We start from the raw sequence: 22,590 nt of genomic DNA, 5'->3' as shown, positions 1-22,590 counted from the left end.
CGTTTAGAAATGGAGTTGATACATATGCCACATACTAGCGATAACGACAAAAAAGCACGCGACAATAATGCAAAGCGCACTCAAAAAAATGAACAAGAGCAAAAAAATATTCAGCAAGGAAAACGTGCATATTCTAAGAAAACCGATCACCTTTGATTACATCGTACATCAACGTTAATGTTGATGTACTTTTTTTACATTTCACAGGAAAAAACATTAAAAATTCACTTCATGTTCACTTCTATATTCTACAATAGCGATAACATATTCGGATGAGGTGTTAGCATGAAAGGAAAAAGTACATTCATTATCACTGCACTAATAAGTATATTAATGCTATCTGCTTGCGGACAAAAAAATGACTCGGCCACAATCGCTACAACAACAAACTCAACCATTACGAAGAGCGATTTCGAAAAACAATTGAAAGATCGATACGGAAAAGACACGCTATACGAAATGGTAGCACAAGATGTTATTACTAAAAAATATAAAGTATCTGATGATGCAGTAGATAAAGAAGTAGAAAAAGCAAAAGATCAATACGGAGAACAATTCAAAGCAACACTAGAAAATAATCGTTTAAAAGATGAAGAAGATTTCAAAAATCAAATTAAATTCAAACTTGCATTGAATGAAGCGATTAAACAAAGCGTTACAGAAAAAGATGTGAAAGACCACTATAAACCAGAAATTAAAGCTAGTCACATTTTAGTAAGTAACGAAAATGAAGCGAAAGAGATAAAGAAGAAATTAGATACCGGCACTTCATTTGAAGAATTAGCAAAACAAGAATCTCAAGATTTAGCATCAAAAGATAATGGCGGAGACCTCGGATACTTCGGGGCAGGCAAAATGACACCTGAATTTGAAAAAGCTGCCTACAAATTAAAGCCCGGCCAAATTAGCAATCCCGTAAAATCACCAAACGGCTATCACATTATTAAACTAACTGATAAAAAAGATTTACAACCTTACGATAAAGTGAAAGACTCTATACGTAAAGACTTAGAAGAAGAACGTCTTGCCGACCCTTCCTTCGGTCAAAAATTATTACAAGATGAATTAAAAAAGGCGGATATTAAAATAAACGATAGTGACTTGAAAGATACATTTTCTCATCTTTTTGGGAAAGAGAACTAAAATAAAGCACGATCTTATTTTTTCAAATAAGGTCGTGCTTTTTATTCTTTCATTAATACTTTCAACTTTTTCTTCAAGCTTTTATAATGCCAATTGATGTGATCTAGTTCTATCTCCATTTTAATCCGGTGCTTATACCTCTTTCTTTAAAAGATTATATGCATTTCACAATTAACCACGGATACCACAATACCTCTTCTGCCTCAATTTCTCCATCATCAATTAAATGGATAATCTGCTTTGCATCTTCATACTTATCAACAAGTGATAATTCATTTAATTTCTTACCAAAATCCTCTTGTAAATTGTTATGAATAAAAGAATAAAAATCATTGTTACTAAAGCCACATATATCAAATCCTAATATTTCATCGTTTTCAACATCAACAGGTAATGAACTTTCGAGAAAGTCATATATAGAAACTTTAAAATCATTTTCTTCTCGCTCATTTATTAAAAAATCCGTCCGATACTCTTCTGAAAGATGCAAACTAATAATCTCTAAATTTTCTATCCCTTTTAAATAATTTCGCTTAAAGAATCTCGCATCTTCTAAATTTTTAAAAGCATTCGGCCACGAGAACTTTTCTTCTTCCATTAGTGTATCTAAAAAAGATTGCCCACTTTCATGTTCCTCTTTACTAATCTTCAACCTTCCATTTATCATCTGAGCAATAGGATCATTTTTATTTGAATTACACCAAGGGAAAAACCAATAATCCGGAAATGTAGGCCGAATCTCATTACATATCGTTAAAATCATTTGTGATAGTCCCTCAATATTGCATTCTTTATAGATAAGTTCCCTATCGTAGGAAATTATGAGGTATCCAGCGTTATAAAATTTCATATGCATATCTCCTTTTCAAAGGGTTACTAGACATTCATTACAAATGTGGAATTCTCATACTTCCGGTTAGCTATACAGTTTCTACTTTACGGATGCTCTCTAGTTTCTTTATACTCATCAATAATATATCCTGAATAAGCAGTAGCCTGCCTCTCATATCCAATTCTCGTTAGTTTTATATCATTAATCCATTGGAAATAATGCGTTAGCTCATGCGCAATAGTAACCAGATAGCACCCTAAAGCGTTATCTTTTCCATTTTTCTGCACCGTATCATAATAATCCCCTGTCGAAATACGAATATACGGCTCAACATTTCGATCAAACGGCCCAAAGAAAGTACCATAGACTAGCTCTCCATCCATTGCCTTTATTTTATATGAAGTTTTCACATAAATAGGTACTCTAATTGGGAAAAAGTATTCTTGGCGCAGCCATTTACAAAATTCCTTAATGGCTCTTCTTACTTCAGGATCAACATCTGTATCAAATTTCAATCGTAATCCAGTACGGTGACTCTCCTCTTCTAAATTATAATATTCTTCCCAATTCGTCAGCGTCCAAATATGCATATTATCAGCCTCATTACTTCATATTTCCTAAAGAAGGAAGGTTCATTTCGATTATTTGATTGGCTCCCCTAATTTTTCACCATTTTTAGTTTTAATACTAAAACTTTCCTACCTTCTAAAAAGTATAGAATAGTTAATCCTATAACTTTTTGATGTTATAACATACCTCTTCTATACTTTTTACATCCGCTTCAAATGATACTTCATACTCCCATTTTTCACTCCTTAAATCATTTTTAGAAAAAGTAAAGTATACGAAAAATCGATTTCTTTTGAGCTTCACTTTAAGCTCCATTTCCTCTTCATCGGCACTCAATACAACTTCCTTAATTTCTTTTCGTAGTAATGCTTCTAGTTTTTTACCAAATCCAATTATTTCACTCGTCAAAAACATTGGCCCTTTATACTCATAATGGACATTATTTGAGGATACAGCTAAGAAATTCAGTTGTAAATCACGTAAATACAACTCATCATCATTTGGATACAAATATCCAAATGATGCAATGGTTATCTGTTTTTCGCCCCCTAAAAATACCATCTCAAGTTCTTTTCTTCTTTCCACCATATGACCTTCTTCCATTGTTTATCCTTCTGCGAACAATACCTTAGAGTAATAGCCTCATATTCGTAACTTGCAATCACATTTCCTTCTCCATCTGTTTCGTATAGCGGATTACTTTGTATCAAAAAAGTGCATCCCAAAATTAAACTATTTGTTTAGATTTTGAGATACACCGAATCGACTTTACTTTTCTTTTTCAAAAATACCAGCTAAGAACAAACTAATTCCTAGAAAAATGAATATCAATATGTTAATTTTGCAACTCAAGAGCGACATATAGGAAGTAAAACTTATTAAAATGGCATATATTAGACTCACTACTAACACCGTTACCACTTTATATTGTCTTTTTTAACATAATCGCTAATACAACTGCAATTAAACCAACATTATATACACCCATATTTCCTACATTTTACAAACTTCTTCTACACTGTCATAGCATACATAATATGAAAATAACAGCTAAGACCATAAATAATAAGTGCAATCATTGTAATATACCACTTTCCCCCGCACTTCTTTACATACTGCATAAGCCCCCAAAGGCAAAGTAATATAACTGATTGAACTACTAAGATTTTTAATGTCCCCAATAGTGTAGCTATCATAGAATAGGTAATCCATATACTCAAAAATGAACGTATAACTATAACCGCAGCAGCGATTTTTTGATAATAAAATAGTTTTATACTACCCGCATAGTAATCTTGCAAAAGAATAACAGACGCTATTAAAATATTTAAAACAAGAATCACAATAAATTCCAAAACCGCTATCAATTCTTCAGTTCTCCTTCTTTAAATTTATTTACGCTTTCCTATCGCATTAGAAATACGCATTAACTTTGCTTTTGCAGAATTCTTCTTCGCTTTAGCTATACTCTCTAACCTCGCTCCTGGAAGCCTTCCAAAATGTTTTTTCGGATTTTTAGCCAATCGGGATACATTACGACCCACCTGTTTAAACGGGACAGTCACTCTTCCTTGGATAGTTTTCCCCAGAAGTCTTGCCCCCCTTTCATAGGAGTTATAAAACCTAAAACTCTCCCTACTCCTCCGAAAGCCAAATCACGTAAAGCACCTGTCCCTGTGGCTTTTAAAGCACCTTTCCAACTATATCCACTCTTCCTGTTTTTGTATAAATAAGAAGCTAATCCAAAACCAGCACCCATTGCTGCACTTGCAACCCACCATGGAGCATGCCCATCAGGATCCACCATCATCACCGGATTATTATCACCATACGTATACCCATTCATTGTAATCGGATCATCTTCATCACCTGGATCAGGATCCACCGATAAGAACACACCATGATCTGGATTATAATAACGTGCCATCAGATAATACGTGCCAATTTCTTTATCATACATGTATCCCGCATATCCAAATGGATTGTCTGCTGCGATACCTTTTACTTCACTCTTTAATACGTTACCCCACGAATCATATTCATACGTTGCGACAACTTCTCTATTTTGATCTGTCATCGCGACTACATCACCACGAGGGTTGTAGTGGTAGTATACTGTTTGTCCTTGCGATTTCATTGCTAGACGTGTACCACTTGTAGAATATACATATTGACGAAGTACAGTTCCACTTCCATCTGTTTCATACAATGGATTGATACTATCTCCATCATAGAAGTAGCGTGTTACTGTTCCACTTATATTCTTTTCAATACGACGATTATTTTCATCGTATTTATAAGTTGCAAATGGATTACTCTCATCCTGTTTCGTAATCGCTACAATCTGGTCATCTTCATTCCATGCATACTTGTACTTCCCGTCAGATGTACGATTGCCATTCGCATCATACGTTAACGATTCGTTTCCGAATTTCACAAGCTGATTTCCTTCATTAAACGTTGCGGCTATAGACTTTGCTTCTTTTCCATTCTCTACAACTTTCACACTCGTACGATTTCCAAATCAGTCATATGTGTAAGATTTACTTGTTCCGTTTGGTAATGTCTCGTTTAATAGTTGGTTAATCGGGTCATATATAAAGTTTGTTTCTGTTACTTTTCCGCCTGCACCTTCATGTTTAATCTTCGTACGGTTCCCCGCTTGATCATATTCATATCGTTCAGAAAGAAGAATACTGTTTGACGTACCTACTACTAAATCTTTAATTTTGTTCGTATGATCATAGTTGAAGGTAGAACCTGAACCATTTCCGGCTGTATACGTACGAATATTTCCTTGATCATCATAATCAAATCGATACGTTTGAGAACCGTCTGTCACACGGATGTTTTGATCTAACGTGTTGTAGTCATACGATACTTTATTTGTGTATCCACCTTGCGTTACTGTTTGTTCTTTTAATTTTTCTGTCTTACTGTTTGCTTTGTCGTGATATGCCCAGTCAACTTTTCCGCCTCGGCTATCCGTTGCACTTGTGGCGCGATCTGCCTTATCGTATGTTTTCGTACGTTCTACACCATTAACATGATCTTTTACTTTCGTAACTTGTCCATTCTCATCACGTTCGAATGTAAATGAATCTTTTCCATTTCGCTTTTCACCAATGAGGCGATCTGCTGAATCATAAACAGATTCTAAAATTGAGCCGTTTGGCATTTTTGTTTTAATCTTGTTTGCACTTTCATCATATGTGTGTTCAATACGACGATTTAACGCATCGACATACACTGTATTTTTATTATCTACATCATATTCATATTTGTGTGTTTGCGTTTTCCCACCAAACATGACAGATTTCTCTGTTGTATTTCCTTAAAAAAATAATCCCCTAACATTTTAAACATCAATAATAATAAATAATAACATGAATATTCAATTAATTTATCGTATTTTTTAGAAAATGGCAAAACAAAAAAGACCCATTCCCTAACAAACTAGAGAAAAATAGATCTTTTTCATTCACTTTATTTCTTAAAGTAAGTCCAACCTTCTTCTTGGTAAATCTTTTCTTCTTTCATCAGTTTACCAAGTGCACGCTTAAATGCAGCCTTACTCATATTGAAACGTTCTTTAATGTCTTCTGGGTTGCTCTTATCCCAAAATGGCATTGCTCCGCCTCGTTCTTCCATATATGCATAAAGTACTGCTGCATCATCTTCCATTCCTTCTTCTTTACGAGGAAGAAGTGAAATGTTGATTGTGCCGTCATCTTTCACGTCAATGATACGGCCTGTTACGCGCTCACCGATGCGGACTTGTTCTTTTCTTTCTGTATGGTGTAAGAAAGCACGGAAATGCTCGTCAGTTAGTATGAATGAACCAACTTGAAGTGAGCGATACACACGTCCATTTACGTTTTTATTACGCATAGATGGCGTTGCATCTACGATAATTTCTTGCATATCACTGTCTCTTGCCGGAAGAGCAATTAAACGATCACGATTCGTTAATTTTAACGTACAATATAATTCGTCGCCTTCCTCTGGCCATACTGGCATATAAATTGGGAACTCATCAAGTGGAATTAGTATATCTTTCGATACACCAATATCAACAAACACACCTAAACTAGGAATAACTTCTACAACCTTTACCCAATTCCAATCATGCGTTGTAATAAGTGGTTCCTTCATTGTTGCTGAAATACGATTTTGGTGATCAAGGTATAAGAATACATCAATCGTATCGCCTTCTGCAATTTCTCCAGCTAATTCGTTTTTATGTAGGAAGATTTCTTCCTCTTCGTTTCCAACCATATATCCGATTTCCGTTTCGCGTAAAACAGTTACCTGTTCAATCGATCCTAATTGCAAATACATATTTTTTAATTCCCTTCTATATATATAAAATTATCTTTTTTATCATTCCAAACAAAAGTTAATTATAACACGATTTTTCCTTTATTTGTCCAACTGCCCAAAATTCACTATAATTAAATAAAGACTGTATCTATAGGACTATATTCCCCTACGGATGATCCGTCAAAACACTTAAGTTGCAACACTCTATCTAATCGATGTATTTTCCGCTATACTTTAATATGTATATTACATAGCCTATTTAGGTGCATGAAAAGATAGAAATTTATTTGGAGGTGCTAACTATGGCAAAAGAGAGTTCTTTTGACATCGTTTCGAAAGTAGAATTACCTGAAGTAACAAACGCAATTAACATCGCATTAAAGGAAATCCAAAACCGATATGACTTTAAGGGTAGTAAAAGTGATATTAAATTAGAAAAAGAAGTACTTGTTTTAACTTCTGATGACGAGTTCAAATTAGACCAAGTAAAAGACGTTCTAATTTCTAAACTTGTAAAACGTAACGTTCCAATTAAAAACTTGGACTATGGAAAAGTTGAAACTGCATCTGGTAATACTGTTCGCCAACGTGCAACTCTGCAACAAGGTATCGATAAAGATAACGCGAAAAAAATCAACAACATCATTAAAGAAATGAAATTAAAAGTGAAAACACAAGTACAAGATGACCAAGTACGTGTAACAGCGAAAAGCCGTGATGACTTACAAGCAGTAATCGCAGCCGTTCGCAGCGTCGACTTACCAATCGACGTACAGTTCATTAACTACCGCTAAGAAAAAAAGATCCTCTATCTATACAGAGGATCTTTTCTTTTTAACCGCAATTAAAAAAGCAATAAATAATACGTTCACACCGACTATTAAGGAGATAAACAACCAATTCACACCTGTTTCTTCGCTAACTTTATACACATTCGACTCTTCGCGCTTTAAAACAAGATAAAACTTTCCGTTTTCTTCTCTTATAATTTCGTCTTCTAACAATCCTCTTAACTCTTGTTTTTCACCAATTGCACTTACAGGTAAGGAAATCTTTTTCGTCTCTTTCGTATTATTAATCGCTACTAGTGTTACTTCATCTTTATACTTTCGTTTTAATATACTCATTCCATCTTTATCATATAGAAGTTCAAACGTACCACGTCGTAAAGACGGTCTCGCTTGTCTAAGTTCACCTAGCTTCGTTATGTGCTGCATAAACTTTTCATCAGATTTGAAATCCATTAATCGTCTATTATCTGGAGCATCTCCCCCATCTAATGCGATTTCAGTTCCGTAATAAAAATTCGGTATCCCCGGGGATGTTAATAAGTAAGTGATCGCTAGTTTTAAACGAGACGGCGGGTAATACATATTTTCTTTTGCAATACGTGCAAATCGCTTTGTTTCTTGATTATCTAAAAACGTAGCGAATTCCTCTTCTTTTCCACTCACATCATATAAAGGTTTCACAGACATATCTGCTTTCGAAAATGACTCTACTATTTTTTTATAGTACTCATTATCTTCCTTTGTCATAATGTGAAAATCTTTCTTTACCTTCTGCAAATCCTTTTGCACTTCATCCCAAAAAGCACGCGGCTTTTTTTCACTATGTATCACATAACTTCCGTCTAAATCGACTTCTTTTATCCACCATTTCATCGAGTCTATTAATTGTTGTTCATTTTCTTCATACGGAAATTGAAAGACAACTTTCATTCCTTTTTTGTGAGCCTCATTTACAAGTTCTTTCACATCATTTTCTGTTCCGAAATGTTCATTTACTTTTTGAAAATTTCGAACGCTTAATCCGTCATACTTTTCACTTTCAAAAAGCGGCGAAAGCATAATAGTAGTAAATCCCATTTCTTTTATGTAGTCCAATCTTTTTATAATCCCACGTATATCTCCGCCCTGATACCCTTCTAAATTACCAACGTCTAACTGTTTGTCATTTTTCGATTCTCCGTTATTCAAGCGATCAATCATAATGGAATATATAACTTCATCTCGCCATTCCCTTTTTTCTTCCGCAAAAGTATGTACTGGTACAAACAAAATAACAGCTAAACAAAAACAAATGAATAGTTCCTTAGTCCATATTTTTTTCACACGCATCCCCCAAACTTCCAATTGTAAGAATATTATACCAATTTTTAGAGCAAATCGCATACGTTGATTTTATCCCCCAAAAATACATCATGTTAGGTTTTCTAACATCACCTAAAAAAATTTTCTGAATTTTTAGTTGATTTTTCTTTTTATTTCGAATATGATATGAAACATAACATATATATGTTATTTTTTCTAACATCATAGGAGGAGAGAGAATGAATACGGGAGATACAGTTTTTATTTTTGTAACGACAGTAATGGTCATGTTGATGACACCAGGATTGGCACTTTTTTATGGGGGTATGGTTCGCAGTAAAAACGTACTCAGCACGACAATGCACAGTTATAGCGCAATGGCTATCGTTTCGATTCAATGGATTGTTATCGGTTATTCTTTATCATTCGGGCCAGATTGGCACGGACTTATCGGCAATCTCGATTGGTTCGGTCTAAACGGAGTTACCTACGTACCAAACCCAGACTACTCATCTACTATTCCTCACAATTTATTTATGATGTTCCAACTCATGTTCGCTATTTTAACTCCCGCTTTAATTTCAGGGGCATTCGCCGAAAGAATGCGATTTTCTGCCTTTCTTATTTTTATCCTTCTTTGGACAACAATCGTTTACAATCCTGTCGCTCATTGGGTATGGGGCGTTGGCGGATGGCTGAGAGAACTCGGCGCGTTAGACTTCGCTGGTGGTAATGTCGTTCATATCACATCTGGCGTTGCTGGTCTTGTATTAGCTATTTTTCTTGGAAAACGAAAAAACATAAGCGGCACCTCCCCTCATCATTTACCATTTACAATGTTAGGCGCAGGCTTACTCTGGTTCGGCTGGTTCGGTTTCAACGTCGGTAGTGCATTATCTTTAAATGACGTAGCTTTAACTGCATTTATTAATACAAATATAGCCGCCGCTGCCTCAGCTCTAACTTGGATGCTTTCTGAATGGTTCTTCCAATCAAAACCGACTGCGATGGGAGCTGCTTCCGGGGTTGTTTCTGGTTTAGTCGCAATTACGCCGGCTTGTGGATTCGTTACACCTTTCTCCGCTCTTCTTATCGGAGCAATTGGCGGTATATTATGCTTCGGAGCTGTCTTCTTCTTAAAAAACAAATTCGGATACGACGATACACTCGATGCATTTGGATGCCACGGCATTGGAGGAACTTGGGGCGGTATTGCAACTGGACTATTTGCTACTACTACTATAAATAGCGATGGCGCTAACGGATTATTTTACGGAAACGCATCTCTCCTTTTCAAACAACTTGTAGCAATCGGCGCAACATATGCATTCACAATCATAATGACGTACGCCATCATTAAAGCCATTAACTTCTTCCTCCCTGTTCGCGTCGATGAGCACGAAGAACAAATGGGGCTTGATATTTCGATGCACGGGGAGAAAGCTTATGAGTATACTGAGCGAGTGAACTAAAAAAAGAGAGGCAATCTATTGGTAGTAGATTGCCTCTCTTTTTATTGTACAGGGCGGCAGCATACCCCACCCAGTATTTACGTGAATATATCAGCGATTCTTTCAATATATCGATTTACCAATAAATTTCGACATAACGAAACCGAAAAATACCCCTGCATAAGTTACGAATCACCGTATTTACTTTTATTCAAACTTAATATAATAAGAAACGCAATCGCTATTACAGCTAAAAAGCGAACTGGATTAAACGGTGTTCCTACCGTTTCATTAAAACGATGATAAATGAAAGGGATCATTTCAAGAACCATTAGCCCCATCGCAATTTTAAATGTCTCAGCCATCGCTTTATTTTTTATAAACGTAGCACGTTCATCACCTTGTTTTCCAATCGCTATAAACATTTTTATAATAGCAAACACTACAAATAAAAAGACACTTAATGCAATAATAAAAATCAAAACATCCATCAAAATACACCCCTTATATGTAAAATCCATTTGACAAGAGTATAACATTTTTTACATTTGGTGTAAAATATCTTTTACATAAAAAGACGACCGAAAATTCTTCCAGTCGTCTTTTCCTATTTACTTCGGAACATTCCCTACATACTGCGTAATATCAACATTTAACGCCCCTGCTAAACGCATTCCGTAGTCATGATCTGCGCGGAAGAAGTTGCAAATAGCTAGTAATTTCGTTTGCTCATTTACGCCTTTTAAGTCGTTTGTTAAGTTCGCAATTAAGTTGTCTTGCTCTTCTTTAGAGAATGAACGGTAACGCTCACCCGCTTGCTTGAAATCATTTGGTTTGTCAATTTTTCCACGAGATACGTAGCCTTCTACTTTCATAGTTGAATCGCGGTAAGTTGGGTCCTCAACTGGATTTTCAGTATGACGGCTCGGTTCGTAGTTTATTGTAGATGGGTTTTGATCCACTTGCATCGCACCATCACGTTGTTGATTACGAACAGCTGCGTATGGGCAGTTTACAGGAATTTGTAAATAGTTTGCACCAAGGCGATAACGCTGCGTATCTGGGTAAGAGAATAAACGACCTTGTAATAATTTATCTTCAGATGGTTCAATACCATTTACAGTTGCACTTGGAGTAAACGCCGCTTGTTCTACTTCCGCAAAGAAGTTTTTCGGGTTACGATTTAACGTCATTGTCCCTACTTCAATTAATGGGAAACGATCTTCTGGCCATACTTTCGTCGGATCTAGTGGATCGAAATCTAAAGAATCCGTTTCTTCTAGTTGCATCACTTGTACGTGTAAATCCCATTTCGGATAGTTTCCTTTTTCGATTGCATCGAACAAGTCACGAGTTGCATGATTGAAGTCTTTCCCTTGCACTTCTTGCACTTCTTTCGCACTTAAATTACGTACACCTTGCTGTGGCTTCCAATGATATTTAATGTAAACAATTTTACCTTCCGCATTAATCCATTTAAATGAATGTACGCCGAATCCTTCCATTTCACGGTAGTTTGCCGGTGTACCATAATCAGAAAATACCCACGTCATCATATGTGTAGATTCTGGAGTTAACGTCATGAAATCCCAGTAACGATCTGGCGTTTGAACATTTGTATCAGGTGCTGGCTTTAAAGAATGCACCATGTCAGGGAATTTAATTGCGTCACGAATGAAGAAAACTGGTAAGTGGTTACCTACGATATCGTAGTTTCCTTCTTCTGTATAAAATTTAACAGCGAACCCACGCGGATCACGAGCTGTCTCTGGAGAACCTTGACCATGAATAACCGTTGAGAAACGAACGAATACAGGTGTTTCAGTTCCTTCATTTTGTAAAAACGCTGCTTTCGTATATTGCTGCATGCTGTTTTTCGTTACGAATACACCGTGAGCACCTGCACCACGCGCATGCACAACACGCTCAGGAATACGTTCACGATCAAAGTGAGCAAGTTTTTCTACTAAATGATAGTCTTCTAACAATACCGGTCCACGGCGACCAGCTGTACGAGAGTTTTGGTTATCTCCAACTGGAGCACCTTGGTTTGTTGTTAAGCGCTTATTTGGATTCATCAAGGGTGATCCTCCTCTTTCTTTCATAGTAATTATTATTTATTTAAAATTATTATAAACTAATTATTATTCAAAATTAAATCCTTGTCAACTATTTCCTTCATTTTTTTGGAAACAATTTCAGCTAAACAATCAATAAATACAGATTGTGAATTGGGCATATTTAGTCTAAAATATGCGGTATTTAATTCACCAGTTACAACTTTACATTCATAATCGGTGTCATATAAAACTCCTAAATCGAGCAATGTGTTTTAAACCTAAGTAACAAACAAATTCATACTCTGTAAACATTTTATTCATTGAATCTGTTAATTTATGCGCCTGCTCTTTCATTATTTTCCCAAGCGGTGAAATTCCACCAATTGCTTTATACCGTCCGATTAAATTTTGGAGCGCTTCTTCAGATGGCTTACGGCCATGACGAATGTGAGTATAATAAGCTTCTACATCATCTAATGACTCCGGCGTTCCATATGCCATTACAAGCAAACCTATTTTCTTCTTCGTCATCTATATAGCACCTCAATTTTGGAAATGAGAATCTTTTTCAAGAACATTTGTTTCCAATTATAACAAGCAATAATAAGTACGTCAAAATAATAATTCTAAATAAGTATTGTTTCTAATATGATTTCGAATTTTATATGACAATTTATTTAAGAAAAAGAGCGGCTCACATAAATATAAGCCGCTCTTTCCCTATTCCTTAATATTTACCCCATACTCTTTAAACCAAACATGAATTTGTGCTAAATGAGCTAAAAGTTGAGGACCTGTCATTAATTGACCGAACCACGGTTTTTGAAATGCACTGCCGCCAGACTGGATCAATCCGCTCAATTGCTCCTTATCGAACAATTCATGCAAAATTGAGCCTTTATCCGTTAATAAATCTTGGAGCCATACTGTGACTGCTTTCGTATAGTGCGGGTTATGCGTTTTCGGATACGGACTTTTCTTTCTATACAATATATCATTTGGAAGTAATCCTTCTAAAGCCTTACGCAATAGACCTTTTTCGCGGTTTTTATACATTTTCATTTCCCAAGGAATATTCCACGCATATTCGACAAGTCGGTGGTCCGCAAATGGAACGCGTACTTCTAAGCTTGCCCCCATACTCATACGGTCTTTTCTGTCTAATAATGTTGTCATAAACCATACCATGTTTAAATAAAATAATTGTCGTCTCTTCGCTTCTAATGGGCTCTCTCCCTCTAAAATAGGAACTTCTTGAATGGATTCTTCATAGCGTTGTTGTACATATTGTTGTAAATTTAATTTATTTCTCCATTCTTTCTTCAGAAGTTGTTCACGCGCTTCTGTAGAACGCATCCACGGAAATGCACTTGATTGTAAATCATCTTCTCTATAAAACCACGGATAACCGCCGAATATTTCATCTGCACATTCTCCAGATAAACCGACGACAAAATCTTGTTTTATTTCACGGCAAAACCATAATAATGAAGAATCAATATCTGCCATACCAGGCAAATCGCGAACGAGTACTGCTTCTGTTAAATACTGTGCTAGTTGTTCATTAGAAATGACGCAGCGATGATGAATTGTTTGAAATGTCTCTGTCATTAAATTAATAAATGGTGCATCTGAATTCGGCTGAAACGCATTCGCTTTAAAATATTTGTCGTTATCTTCATAGTCAACAGAATACGTGTGCAATTGACCTTTCCCTGATCTTTCATACTCTTTCGCGGCAATTGCTGTGATAGCACTTGAATCTACACCTCCTGATAAAAAAGTGCATAGTGGTACGTCAGAAACTAATTGTCTCGTAATCGCATCTTGTAATAAAAAACGAGTTTTCTCTACTGTTTCTTCAAATGAATCTTCATGTTTTTTACTTTCTACATTCCAATATCTCCATATGCATAAACCGTCTTTTGAGAACGTCATTGCATGACCCGGACGCAGTTCTTGAATACCAGCATATATACCGTGACCAGGTGTTCTAGATGGTCCGAGGCCAAATATTTCTGACAACCCTTCTAACGTTACTTCCGCCTTCACATCTGGATGCGCTAGTATCGCTTTTAACTCTGAACCAAATAATAATCGTCCGCTATCATATTTATAAAAAAGCGGTTTTACACCTAATCGATCTCTGGCAATAAAGACTCTTTCATTTTTCTCATCCCATACTGCAAACGCATATATACCGTTTAAATGATCGACACATTCTTCTTTCCATTCAATATAAGATGCCAATAGTACTTCTGTATCGGAATGCCCTTTAAATGTATAACCTCTTCTTAATAACTCTTTGCGAATATCTTCTGTATTGTAGAGCTCTCCGTTATAGCAAATCGCATAACTCGTTTCGTCTTTTAAACAAGTCATGGGTTGTTTACCACCTTCAGGATCTACAACGATTAACCGTTTATGCCCAAATGCGACGTTCCCTTTAATCCAAACTTTATTATCATCTGGACCGCGTTTCGCTAGCGTTTCCGCCATCTTCGTCACGATGTCCCTTTCCCCTTCTAATGAGCGTTTATAATCCACCCATCCTGTAATCCCGCACATAAGAATCATCCTTCCTAATCTAATATCTGTTTCTGAACGTGCAGTAATCCCCACCCTATGAGTGCGGATACATAAAAACAACAAACTTGACGATAACTAACTATCCATATATGGAATAGCAGTTTCACAGTGTAAAGCGTGTTTTATTGTATGCCCATCTATCTTTAGGTGTGTCTAGTTATAAAGAACGTACGAACTGTCCATAACAAGAATAACTATTTCTATAAAAGGAGAAATGAACTATGATACAACGCAAACATATTTTGTATAACCAACCGCGCGCTCATACAGTCGGTAATGTAGAATATATAAACAAAGAATGGGTATTCTTTGATGATGAAAATGATGAGGCTTTTCTATTAGAAGATATTGCTGAAGATGGTTTTGAAATTTTATATAACAACAATTGGCTACCAGCTCGTTTTTATGAACAAGACATATTACAAATTGCAAATGAACAACATTCTCTCCAAAACGGGGAAATGATACGAATTCGAAAAAAATTACTTCTTAGCTATAATGAATGGCTTGAGGAATTACCTGACTCTGTCTTTACATTATTAACCGAATCATTGCAATCACTTAATTACTCTTTATATGATTGCATGTATTGTCATAATTATTTATCCTTCTTGCCAAAAGAGGAAGCATGCGAAGGAGTAAATATTCTTTTATTCGATAACGACGAAATGATTTGTACATTGCAGCATCATTTTGTACGCCACTCTTCCTCTAATAAAAATATTTTGCGATTTACGAAAGTAAACGGAGAAGAGTTGCATATTGATGCGACATAAAATAAAAACCACCTTATCTCCCAAATATTTGAGATCATAAGGTGGTTTTATTTTTATTTGAATACGTACCAGCCAAGCGGTAATTTTAGTCCTAAGTATAATACCGCTACTAGCGCGACAATAAATAAGCCCCAAACCGCCCCTGTTGGTTTGTTTTTGCTCATTTTCACAAGAACCATTTCCATTCCAGCGATTACTAATATACCAGCTAGCATTTTCATGCCGTACCACATGTGCATGCTACCTGTTGCCGTCTTCACAATACTCATGTACAACATGAAACCTGTCACAATAATGATGATATACATAAGGCGAAGCCCCATATGTACACCTTTACCTTTTCTTCCTGCTGAATAAAGTGAATACGCAACGAAGAATAAAATTAATCCTAACGCCCATGCTGTAATATGCATATGTACCATCGTATCCCTGCCTCCTCTTTTTCACACTTTTTCACTCTATATGATAACATGTTCATATATTTTCAGGAAATGTTTCGCTTTTTTATATTTAAATGCTATAATATTTAGAGTATTTACAAACTTCTTGTAATAACAAAAGGGGGAACAATCATGATTCAAACTAAGGATATTATCGAACTTACAGACACATACGGGGCAAATAACTACCATCCACTTCCAATCGTTATTTCTAAAGCAGAAGGCGTTTGGGTAGAAGATCCTGAAGGAAACCGCTATATGGACTTATTAAGTGCATATTCTGCAGTAAACCAAGGTCATCGTCATCCAAAAATCATTAACGCTTTAATTGACCAAGCTAATCGAGTGACGTTAACTTCTCGTGCTTTCCATAGCGATCAATTAGGTCCTTGGTACGAAAAAGTTGCGAAACTAACAAATAAAAATATGGTACTTCCTATGAATACAGGTGCAGAGGCTGTTGAAACTGCAATTAAAACAGCTCGTCGCTGGGCTTATGATGTGAAAAAGGTAGAAGCAAACCGTGCAGAAATCATCGTTTGTGAAGATAACTTCCACGGACGTACAATGGGTGCTGTTTCTATGTCATCAAACGAAGAGTACAAGCGCGGCTTCGGTCCAATGCTTCCTGGCATTATTGTAATTCCTTATGGTGATTTAGAAGCGTTAAAAGCTGCGATTACACCAAATACAGCTGCATTCATTTTAGAGCCAATCCAAGGTGAAGCAGGAATTAACATTCCACCAGCTGGTTTCTTACAAGAAGCTTTTGAAGTATGTAAAAAAGAAAACGTTTTATTCGTAGCAGATGAAATCCAAACAGGCTTAGGCCGTACGGGTAAAGTATTTGCTTGCGACTGGGACAATGTAACTCCTGACATGTACATACTTGGTAAAGCACTTGGCGGCGGCGTATTCCCAATCTCTTGTGTTGCAGCAAACAGCGACATTTTAGGTGTATTCGAGCCAGGTTCTCACGGTTCTACATTCGGTGGTAACCCACTTGCATGTGCTGTTTCTATTGCAGCTCTTGAAGTATTAGAAGAAGAAAAATTAACAGAGCGTTCTCTTCAATTAGGAGAAAAACTAGTTGGGCAATTAAAAGAAATTGATAATCCAATGATTACTGACATTCGCGGTAAAGGTTTATTCATCGGTATCGAATTAAACGAGCCAGCTCGTCCTTACTGTGAACAACTAAAAGCAGCTGGTCTATTATGTAAAGAAACACACGAAAACGTAATTCGTATTGCACCACCTCTAGTAATCTCTGAAGAAGATTTAGAGTGGGCGTTCCAAAAAATTAAAGCTGTACTATCTTAATCATAGTGAGGTTGTCCTAAATATAGGACAACCTCTTTCTTTTTTTAGTAGTTTATCGTAAAATAAAATTGAATATTCTGTTTTTCGTTAAAAAGGGGGTAACTGTATGCTATTGAAATACGGTAAACACATTAACAATTTAGCTACAATTTTTATTTCTATGACATTCATCGGCTTCATATTATCTACAACTTTACTCAGTCATTATTCAACTCCTAATACATTCACACTACTCAAAACATCATTTTGGGCTGCTGTTTTCCTTACAATTATCGGTTTTGGCCGTGAGAGAAGCGCACTTGCAGTTATGCTAATTGGAATTTGTACTTTAGCATTAATCGGATTGTATATTTTCGCCATCATAGATTACTCCGTTAATCCACGCCCATAGAAAAGAGCTATCTTTTCACAAGATAGCTCTTTTTTCATTTCACTATATTTCTTAACGTACCAATTCCCTCTACTGTAATAACAACTTCATCACCAGCATGTAAAAACTTCGGTGGTGTAAAACCTTTACCAACACCAGCTGGTGTCCCTGTTGCAATGATATCTCCTGGCTCTAATGTCATGCCTTTACTTATAGTTGAAATAATTTCTTCTACTGAAAAAATCATTTCTCTCGTATTTGAAGTTTGCCTTACTTCTCCATTTACCACTGTTTCAATGTGTAATGCATTCGGCGTTCTAACCATCGATTTATGAATTAAATACGGTCCCATCGGACAAAATGTATCGAAACTTTTCCCTAGGAAAAATTGTTTATGTTTTCTTTGAATATCCCGAGCAGTTACATCATTTATAACTGTATATCCAAAAACATGATCAAGAGCTTTTTCTATTTTTATTTGTTTCCCTCGCTTACCGATAACGATTGCTAGTTCACCTTCGTAATCAAGTTCATTCGTCGCGTGAGGGTGACCATTAATTTGCTCATCAATTCCAATCACTGTTGTTGGCGCCTTTGTAAAAATCATTATATTTTCAGGGATAGACTCTACTCCGCCCATTTCTACCGCATGCTCACGATAGTTCTTTCCAACACAAAGAATATTTTTTCTCGGCCTTGGAATCGGTGCTAATATTTTCACCTCTGCTAACGGATAATACGCCGATCCCGCATTTTCCTTCGCCCAATTTACAATATCGTACACTTTCTCAAGACATTCGCTTCCTCTTTCAATACACTCTAACATGGTAATTGGGATAGTAACCTTTTCCCCTTTTTGTCTTTGCGCTTCTCTTAAATGTAATACCTTTTCTTCCTCTTCATCCACAATACCTACAAATACTTTTTCTTCTTTCTTCGCCGTTACAAAACGCAACATTTCCACTCTCCATCCTAAAACTCATACCCTATAATTGTATTCGCATCCTTAAGAAAAAAACCTTCTTACACACGCTAATTTTTACAATATTCAACCATTCTTACATTTGTTCCTCATCCGTTATTTGACATAAAATGTAGAAATTATACTTTTTTTAGCGAAGATGTTTCTTTTTTATGGGATTTTTGTATAATATGTACTACATATATACATAAAATTTATTGAGAGATGGAGCCGATTTCAATGTTTGAGCAAGCTATCGAAAAAAAACGCGAAAAAATGATCTATTTTGCTGAACGCTACGGAATGACTTCTCAAAAAACAGTAGATTGTAGCCAGGAATTGGACAGGCTCTTAAATGTTGTTTGGCCTATACATACAGATTGCACACATACTCAAATGTTCGAAACACATACGCAATAACGTATGTGTTTCTTTTATTTCGAAAAAATACACATTTTATTGAAAACGCCCATACAATAGTAGAAAAGAAAATTTTAAAAACGAAAGGTGTTTTGTATGCCAGCTATGGTCGGACATATTCGTATCGTTAACATTGGATCAAGTGGTATTTTTCATATTGGAGATGTATTTGCGATTAGGCCTATTAGTTATTCACGCGCTTTTGCCGGAGCCGGTTCATTTAATGTTGGGGATAACGTCTCTGTCTACAATTATCAAAGCTCAACGACCGTCAATGATTCAGATGTAATTGATCAAGCAATAATTGGTTCGAACTAAAGGGGGCGATTGCATTGAATTTTTATGTGAACCAAAGTATCATCATTAACAGCATTAAAATCGATAGCATTACGACCTCTTCCGTTTTTCAAATTGGAACTGCAGGTAGTATTAAGGCTCTTTCTAAATTCTCAAATTCTGGCGGATTTACAGAACCGCTTCGCCCTTTACATGCGAAAGGACAAATTATTTCCATCAAACCATCAACTAGTTCTTCTTAAGGTATCCTTGTCATAAATATATAGCAGGAATATATTTCCCCTCCCTATTGAAAAGGAGGTTTCACAAATGAATCAAGATATATATACTTACCTACACCAACTTCAACAAGCTCTCCACATACAGCAGCAAACTATTCTAAACCTTGAAGAGCAAGTTCGCCTACTACAAGAAGAGCTTAATGAGTTAAAAAGTCGTCCCTCCTCTTCTATAGGAAAAGTGGAATATAAATTCGATCAATTAAAAGTAGAAAATTTAAACGGCACTTTAAATATTGGCTTGAATCCATTTTCAACAAAAGGGCAACAAATTGAAGATTTTCAAGTGGATACAGAAACATTAAAAGTAAATCCTGAAACAGAAACAAATCCAGACTTTTATCAAGGTATCCTCCAAGAAATGCATCGCTATTTAGATGAAGAAGCGTATAGTCGAATTCTCCATTTTGAACAAGAAGAGAGAACGCCGCTTGATGAGATGTATCGACAAATGATGGTGGATGACATAAAAAAACAGATGGAACATAGACTTCCATATTATTTATCACAAGTTCAATCGTATGAGGGTATTTCCACAGATCCCGATTATTTACGAGACATCATTATTCAAGCGATGAAACAAGATATTGACAAGGCGTTCCTTTCCTTTATTCAACACATACCGGGCAATTTCCGAAAGGAGTGAGTATGTATGAATTTAAATGTTGTAAACCGCGAGTTAAAAGTAGGCCAGATTAAAATGAACGGGGTTTCTTCTTCCGCATTATTTTTAATTGGAGATGCAAACCTTCTCATCCTTTCTTCTATTCTTGATACGCCATTCGAATCTGTTACAGAGGGACCATTTGTACCATTAGTAACAGATGTCCCTCCGACTCCAGGTTGAGGAGAGGAAAAATTATGCTCCGTCATACTTCAATTGTACAAAATGTTTCTATCATTTCTATGGGGGTTTCAGCCGTCTTCCAGGCCGGGGATTCTAATCAAATAGAATTAAAAAATAGAGCACTTATCGTTCATCGAGAAATCCCTTGTTATATAAAAGGTGAAGGTCGTTTTGATGCGTTTGAAATCTTTACAGATGAGTACATTACAATTCCAAAGCGAACAACAGATGTAAAAATGAATATTGTAAATGAGTGCCCTTTTATTGAAGTAAATGATGTTCACTTGCGAACCCTTTTAAATTCCGCGTGCTTCCAAATCGGCAATGTTGACTATGTTTTTAATAATTCTCGTACGCTACAAATCCGCCAATTTATTACTGATGAACCTTCCTCTAAATAATTCATATAGTAATTAAAAAGCTTAGTAAAGTAGGTGGATGGTATGCCTTCGGTTGTAGGAAATCTCGTCGTTCAAAACAGTAACGGCTCTTTCAACTTAGGAGATTTTTATAATGTGTCTCCGAAAGAAAATACGAAAGCTTATAACGGATCTGGGGCTTCCAATGTCGGATTTGTCGTCAATACTTTTAACGGCGTTAGCGCAACAAATACATTTGATTCTGATGTGGCAGATCAAGATCAGATTGGAACAGCGTAAAAAAGAAACAGCCTTAGCTCTATTTTGTGTAGAGCTAGGGCTGTTTCTTTTAATTTTAACATCTTACATATTTACGTTTGAATCCGAGTCTTCCTCTATCAAGTTCTTTATGAATACTTTCGTAAGCATTTAGAAAACTGCTTTTTTTGTTGTCCCGTTTTAGCTCCACTATGCCTACTTCCTTTGCAGTTTCAACTGCCTTTTCATGTAGCGGCACATATGAAATCCCCACAGTGTTTAGAAAATTATTCATAGCGGATTTCGTTCGTTCTGGCGCATCGTGAATTGTATTTTTCACAACTTCTAGCATACTGGTAATCTTACTTCCGGAAAATTCATGGTCTTTTCGATTCCCTAAAAGCCAGCAGTAGCAACTCCAGCCCGCGGACATTCTTAGTTCGTCACCACTTGCAATCCATTTATCAGCAACGTCTTGTGCAAAATCTGATTCTGATAAAGTTACTGCCACCACATAATCGGACAGCATATAAAAGTACGCCCCATCCATCCAACGATCAAAATCCGATTCATTCATAATTTTTGGGTCTGCAATAATGCCTGCAAAGTACATTGCATCGTAGTTGCCTGTGGCATACAGCTCTTCAGCTAAACTTTGATTTATTTTTATTTTCTTTGCGATTGGTTTCATAGCACCTGTAGCTACGCCAAAAAGTGGATCCTTTGCACCATTGGATATGTATATTTTTTTAGTTCGTTCCTTGCCGAGAGTTTCAAGCTCTTGCATTACTGTTTCAAAATCCATAGTGTTGCACTTCCTTCCTTAATATTATAATCAATTCGATTATATAAACTAATCATTAGTTTAAGATGCTACTCCTCACTAATGATTAGTTTTTCTTTATTGAAATGATAATCCCTTATCTTCTAAAGCCGCTCTCAATTTAGGTAAAGATGCTGGTCCTATACCGTGCAGTTTCAAAATTTCTTTTTCACTATACTTTGAAAGTTCTGCTTCAGTCTTTATTCCATGGTGCTCTAACGCTCGCCTTGCTGGTGCTGAAAGAAGAGAAAGAAAGCCTTCTTTTGGCTTTCTCTCTTTCTCACAGGTTGGGCAAGTTGGACAATCGCTACTTTTGTAGTACTCGTGTCCTTGATCACAAGTTCTTAACGTCGCCATAGTCCATAACCCCTTTCTAA

28 protein-coding genes and 2 pseudogenes are annotated in these 22,590 nt (G+C 36.1%); 14 read left to right on the top strand and 16 right to left on the bottom strand.

Translation table 11 applies throughout. From position 1 onward, the window contains the following. Positions 1–24: 24 nt before the first annotated feature. Complete coding sequence (locus ABH957_RS13815) at positions 25–156, top strand: DUF3941 domain-containing protein (RefSeq protein ID WP_001120851.1); 132 nt, start codon at positions 25–27, stop codon at positions 154–156. 129 nt (positions 157–285) lie between these two features. Then, a complete protein-coding gene (prsA, locus tag ABH957_RS13810) occupies positions 286–1,143 on the top strand; it encodes a peptidylprolyl isomerase PrsA (RefSeq protein WP_002011303.1) in 858 nt (285 codons plus the stop codon). Positions 1,144–1,297: 154 nt separating this feature from the next. On the opposite strand, the gene ABH957_RS13805 is transcribed toward prsA, so the two are convergent. From ABH957_RS13805 to ABH957_RS13775, 7 genes and pseudogenes are all read right to left on the bottom strand, one after another. After that, on the bottom strand, positions 1,298–1,993 hold the full coding sequence (locus ABH957_RS13805; RefSeq protein ID WP_404511461.1) for a hypothetical protein: 696 nt from the start codon (positions 1,991–1,993) through the stop codon (positions 1,298–1,300). Between the two features lie 86 nt (positions 1,994–2,079). After that, a complete protein-coding gene (locus tag ABH957_RS13800) occupies positions 2,080–2,565 on the bottom strand; it encodes a hypothetical protein (protein ID WP_113937666.1) in 486 nt (161 codons plus the stop codon). A gap of 139 nt (positions 2,566–2,704) precedes the next feature. Continuing rightward, on the bottom strand, positions 2,705–3,148 hold the full coding sequence (locus ABH957_RS13795) for a WapI family immunity protein (protein WP_404511459.1): 444 nt from the start codon (positions 3,146–3,148) through the stop codon (positions 2,705–2,707). Positions 3,149–3,558: 410 nt separating this feature from the next. Further along, a complete protein-coding gene (locus tag ABH957_RS13790; RefSeq protein ID WP_078184084.1) occupies positions 3,559–3,912 on the bottom strand; it encodes a hypothetical protein in 354 nt (117 codons plus the stop codon). Positions 3,913–3,936: 24 nt separating this feature from the next. Further along, a complete protein-coding gene (locus ABH957_RS13785; protein ID WP_404511457.1) occupies positions 3,937–4,089 on the bottom strand; it encodes a hypothetical protein in 153 nt (50 codons plus the stop codon). 17 nt (positions 4,090–4,106) lie between these two features. Next, a pseudogene (locus ABH957_RS13780) lies at positions 4,107–5,879 on the bottom strand (RHS repeat domain-containing protein); the annotation flags it as partial. Between the two features lie 152 nt (positions 5,880–6,031). After that, a complete protein-coding gene (locus ABH957_RS13775) occupies positions 6,032–6,886 on the bottom strand; it encodes a CvfB family protein (protein ID WP_002149869.1) in 855 nt (284 codons plus the stop codon). A 284-nt stretch (positions 6,887–7,170) separates the two neighbouring features. Between ABH957_RS13775 and ABH957_RS13770 the strand changes: the two genes are divergently transcribed. After that, on the top strand, positions 7,171–7,662 hold the full coding sequence (locus tag ABH957_RS13770; RefSeq protein WP_002030284.1) for a YajQ family cyclic di-GMP-binding protein: 492 nt from the start codon (positions 7,171–7,173) through the stop codon (positions 7,660–7,662). 18 nt (positions 7,663–7,680) lie between these two features. Here the strand turns inward: ABH957_RS13770 and ABH957_RS13765 are convergent, their stop codons facing one another. Then, complete coding sequence (locus ABH957_RS13765) at positions 7,681–9,042, bottom strand: alpha-amylase family glycosyl hydrolase (protein ID WP_404511455.1); 1,362 nt, start codon at positions 9,040–9,042, stop codon at positions 7,681–7,683. A gap of 158 nt (positions 9,043–9,200) precedes the next feature. Here ABH957_RS13765 and ABH957_RS13760 point away from each other — a divergent pair, with 158 nt between their 5' ends. Further along, positions 9,201–10,433 (top strand): ammonium transporter, encoded by a 1,233-nt coding sequence (locus ABH957_RS13760; protein WP_404491206.1) that lies wholly within the window; start codon positions 9,201–9,203, stop codon positions 10,431–10,433. Positions 10,434–10,597: 164 nt separating this feature from the next. On the opposite strand, the gene ABH957_RS13755 is transcribed toward ABH957_RS13760, so the two are convergent. From ABH957_RS13755 to asnB, 4 genes and pseudogenes are all read right to left on the bottom strand, one after another. Next, positions 10,598–10,903 carry a hypothetical protein gene (locus tag ABH957_RS13755; RefSeq protein ID WP_000382767.1) on the bottom strand — a complete coding sequence of 102 codons (306 nt, stop codon included), beginning with the start codon at positions 10,901–10,903 and terminating at the stop codon, positions 10,598–10,600. Between the two features lie 120 nt (positions 10,904–11,023). Next, complete coding sequence (gene katB, locus ABH957_RS13750) at positions 11,024–12,490, bottom strand: catalase KatB (protein ID WP_404511453.1); 1,467 nt, start codon at positions 12,488–12,490, stop codon at positions 11,024–11,026. A 59-nt stretch (positions 12,491–12,549) separates the two neighbouring features. Next, positions 12,550–13,003: pseudogene (locus ABH957_RS13745) on the bottom strand (ferrochelatase). A gap of 189 nt (positions 13,004–13,192) precedes the next feature. Further along, positions 13,193–15,040, bottom strand: coding sequence for an asparagine synthase (glutamine-hydrolyzing) (gene asnB, locus ABH957_RS13740; RefSeq protein WP_016119809.1), 1,848 nt, complete (start codon positions 15,038–15,040; stop codon positions 13,193–13,195). Between the two features lie 242 nt (positions 15,041–15,282). Here asnB and ABH957_RS13735 point away from each other — a divergent pair, with 242 nt between their 5' ends. Further along, entirely contained in the window at positions 15,283–15,837 is a 555-nt protein-coding gene (locus ABH957_RS13735; protein ID WP_002140810.1) for a DUF2777 domain-containing protein, read from the top strand. 53 nt (positions 15,838–15,890) lie between these two features. On the opposite strand, the gene ABH957_RS13730 is transcribed toward ABH957_RS13735, so the two are convergent. Continuing rightward, positions 15,891–16,259: a YisL family protein gene (locus tag ABH957_RS13730; RefSeq protein WP_002011256.1), complete on the bottom strand. Its 369-nt coding sequence runs from the start codon at positions 16,257–16,259 to the stop codon at positions 15,891–15,893. A 150-nt stretch (positions 16,260–16,409) separates the two neighbouring features. Between ABH957_RS13730 and rocD the strand changes: the two genes are divergently transcribed. Next, entirely contained in the window at positions 16,410–17,600 is a 1,191-nt protein-coding gene (gene rocD / locus ABH957_RS13725; RefSeq protein WP_000616665.1) for an ornithine aminotransferase, read from the top strand. Between the two features lie 106 nt (positions 17,601–17,706). Continuing rightward, entirely contained in the window at positions 17,707–17,991 is a 285-nt protein-coding gene (locus tag ABH957_RS13720; protein WP_000925332.1) for a hypothetical protein, read from the top strand. Positions 17,992–18,025: 34 nt separating this feature from the next. Here the strand turns inward: ABH957_RS13720 and ABH957_RS13715 are convergent, their stop codons facing one another. Beyond that, complete coding sequence (locus ABH957_RS13715) at positions 18,026–18,928, bottom strand: fumarylacetoacetate hydrolase family protein (protein WP_002125896.1); 903 nt, start codon at positions 18,926–18,928, stop codon at positions 18,026–18,028. Between the two features lie 243 nt (positions 18,929–19,171). Between ABH957_RS13715 and ABH957_RS13710 the strand changes: the two genes are divergently transcribed. The 7 genes from ABH957_RS13710 to gerPF all read left to right on the top strand — a co-directional run bounded on the left by ABH957_RS13710 (position 19,172) and on the right by gerPF (position 21,432). Then, on the top strand, positions 19,172–19,351 hold the full coding sequence (locus ABH957_RS13710) for an aspartyl-phosphate phosphatase Spo0E family protein (RefSeq protein WP_002087032.1): 180 nt from the start codon (positions 19,172–19,174) through the stop codon (positions 19,349–19,351). 96 nt (positions 19,352–19,447) lie between these two features. Continuing rightward, positions 19,448–19,669 (top strand): spore germination protein GerPA, encoded by a 222-nt coding sequence (gene gerPA, locus ABH957_RS13705; protein ID WP_001111190.1) that lies wholly within the window; start codon positions 19,448–19,450, stop codon positions 19,667–19,669. A 14-nt stretch (positions 19,670–19,683) separates the two neighbouring features. After that, the gene (gene gerPB / locus ABH957_RS13700; protein ID WP_001012505.1) at positions 19,684–19,890 is read left to right on the top strand and encodes a spore germination protein GerPB; all 207 of its coding nucleotides are present in this window, start codon (positions 19,684–19,686) and stop codon (positions 19,888–19,890) included. A 67-nt stretch (positions 19,891–19,957) separates the two neighbouring features. Then, positions 19,958–20,572, top strand: coding sequence for a spore germination protein GerPC (gerPC, locus tag ABH957_RS13695; RefSeq protein WP_113937654.1), 615 nt, complete (start codon positions 19,958–19,960; stop codon positions 20,570–20,572). A 6-nt stretch (positions 20,573–20,578) separates the two neighbouring features. After that, positions 20,579–20,773 carry a spore germination protein GerPD gene (gerPD, locus tag ABH957_RS13690; protein WP_001052805.1) on the top strand — a complete coding sequence of 65 codons (195 nt, stop codon included), beginning with the start codon at positions 20,579–20,581 and terminating at the stop codon, positions 20,771–20,773. Between the two features lie 14 nt (positions 20,774–20,787). Continuing rightward, positions 20,788–21,174, top strand: coding sequence for a spore germination protein GerPE (locus ABH957_RS13685; protein WP_113937653.1), 387 nt, complete (start codon positions 20,788–20,790; stop codon positions 21,172–21,174). Between the two features lie 42 nt (positions 21,175–21,216). Continuing rightward, positions 21,217–21,432: a spore germination protein GerPF gene (gene gerPF / locus ABH957_RS13680; protein ID WP_001141566.1), complete on the top strand. Its 216-nt coding sequence runs from the start codon at positions 21,217–21,219 to the stop codon at positions 21,430–21,432. A gap of 55 nt (positions 21,433–21,487) precedes the next feature. Here gerPF and ABH957_RS13675 read toward each other — a convergent pair whose 3' ends face one another. After that, positions 21,488–22,195, bottom strand: coding sequence for a DNA alkylation repair protein (locus tag ABH957_RS13675; protein ID WP_404511451.1), 708 nt, complete (start codon positions 22,193–22,195; stop codon positions 21,488–21,490). A gap of 96 nt (positions 22,196–22,291) precedes the next feature. Next, positions 22,292–22,570, bottom strand: a complete 279-nt coding sequence (locus ABH957_RS13670) for an RNA polymerase alpha subunit C-terminal domain-containing protein (protein WP_404445957.1) — start codon at positions 22,568–22,570, stop codon at positions 22,292–22,294. Positions 22,571–22,590: the final 20 nt, after the last annotated feature.

This window comes from Bacillus sp. RC242 (assembly GCF_044908245.1).
Taxonomy (GTDB): domain Bacteria; phylum Bacillota; class Bacilli; order Bacillales; family Bacillaceae_G; genus Bacillus_A; species Bacillus_A mycoides.
The sequence above is the reverse complement of the archived record's forward strand: the minus strand, read 5'-3'. Positions and strand labels throughout refer to the sequence as shown.

Bases quoted from the DNA above. Each gene is read 5' to 3' on its own strand.
- ABH957_RS13815 (WP_001120851.1), top strand. From the start codon at position 25: ATGCCACATACTAGCGATAACGACAAAAAAGCACGCGACAATAATGCA.
- prsA (WP_002011303.1), top strand. From the start codon at position 286: ATGAAAGGAAAAAGTACATTCATTATCACTGCACTAATAAGTATATTA.
- ABH957_RS13805 (WP_404511461.1), bottom strand. From the start codon at position 1,993: ATGAAATTTTATAACGCTGGATACCTCATAATTTCCTACGATAGGGAA.
- ABH957_RS13800 (WP_113937666.1), bottom strand. From the start codon at position 2,565: ATGCATATTTGGACGCTGACGAATTGGGAAGAATATTATAATTTAGAA.
- ABH957_RS13795 (WP_404511459.1), bottom strand. From the start codon at position 3,148: ATGGAAGAAGGTCATATGGTGGAAAGAAGAAAAGAACTTGAGATGGTA.
- ABH957_RS13775 (WP_002149869.1), bottom strand. From the start codon at position 6,886: ATGTATTTGCAATTAGGATCGATTGAACAGGTAACTGTTTTACGCGAA.
- ABH957_RS13770 (WP_002030284.1), top strand. From the start codon at position 7,171: ATGGCAAAAGAGAGTTCTTTTGACATCGTTTCGAAAGTAGAATTACCT.
- ABH957_RS13765 (WP_404511455.1), bottom strand. From the start codon at position 9,042: ATGCGATTTGCTCTAAAAATTGGTATAATATTCTTACAATTGGAAGTT.
- ABH957_RS13760 (WP_404491206.1), top strand. From the start codon at position 9,201: ATGAATACGGGAGATACAGTTTTTATTTTTGTAACGACAGTAATGGTC.
- ABH957_RS13755 (WP_000382767.1), bottom strand. From the start codon at position 10,903: ATGGATGTTTTGATTTTTATTATTGCATTAAGTGTCTTTTTATTTGTA.
- katB (WP_404511453.1), bottom strand. From the start codon at position 12,490: ATGAATCCAAATAAGCGCTTAACAACAAACCAAGGTGCTCCAGTTGGA.
- asnB (WP_016119809.1), bottom strand. From the start codon at position 15,040: ATGTGCGGGATTACAGGATGGGTGGATTATAAACGCTCATTAGAAGGG.
- ABH957_RS13735 (WP_002140810.1), top strand. From the start codon at position 15,283: ATGATACAACGCAAACATATTTTGTATAACCAACCGCGCGCTCATACA.
- ABH957_RS13730 (WP_002011256.1), bottom strand. From the start codon at position 16,259: ATGGTACATATGCATATTACAGCATGGGCGTTAGGATTAATTTTATTC.
- rocD (WP_000616665.1), top strand. From the start codon at position 16,410: ATGATTCAAACTAAGGATATTATCGAACTTACAGACACATACGGGGCA.
- ABH957_RS13720 (WP_000925332.1), top strand. From the start codon at position 17,707: ATGCTATTGAAATACGGTAAACACATTAACAATTTAGCTACAATTTTT.
- ABH957_RS13715 (WP_002125896.1), bottom strand. From the start codon at position 18,928: ATGTTGCGTTTTGTAACGGCGAAGAAAGAAGAAAAAGTATTTGTAGGT.
- ABH957_RS13710 (WP_002087032.1), top strand. From the start codon at position 19,172: ATGTTTGAGCAAGCTATCGAAAAAAAACGCGAAAAAATGATCTATTTT.
- gerPA (WP_001111190.1), top strand. From the start codon at position 19,448: ATGCCAGCTATGGTCGGACATATTCGTATCGTTAACATTGGATCAAGT.
- gerPC (WP_113937654.1), top strand. From the start codon at position 19,958: ATGAATCAAGATATATATACTTACCTACACCAACTTCAACAAGCTCTC.
- gerPD (WP_001052805.1), top strand. From the start codon at position 20,579: ATGAATTTAAATGTTGTAAACCGCGAGTTAAAAGTAGGCCAGATTAAA.
- ABH957_RS13685 (WP_113937653.1), top strand. From the start codon at position 20,788: ATGCTCCGTCATACTTCAATTGTACAAAATGTTTCTATCATTTCTATG.
- gerPF (WP_001141566.1), top strand. From the start codon at position 21,217: ATGCCTTCGGTTGTAGGAAATCTCGTCGTTCAAAACAGTAACGGCTCT.
- ABH957_RS13675 (WP_404511451.1), bottom strand. From the start codon at position 22,195: ATGGATTTTGAAACAGTAATGCAAGAGCTTGAAACTCTCGGCAAGGAA.
- ABH957_RS13670 (WP_404445957.1), bottom strand. From the start codon at position 22,570: ATGGCGACGTTAAGAACTTGTGATCAAGGACACGAGTACTACAAAAGT.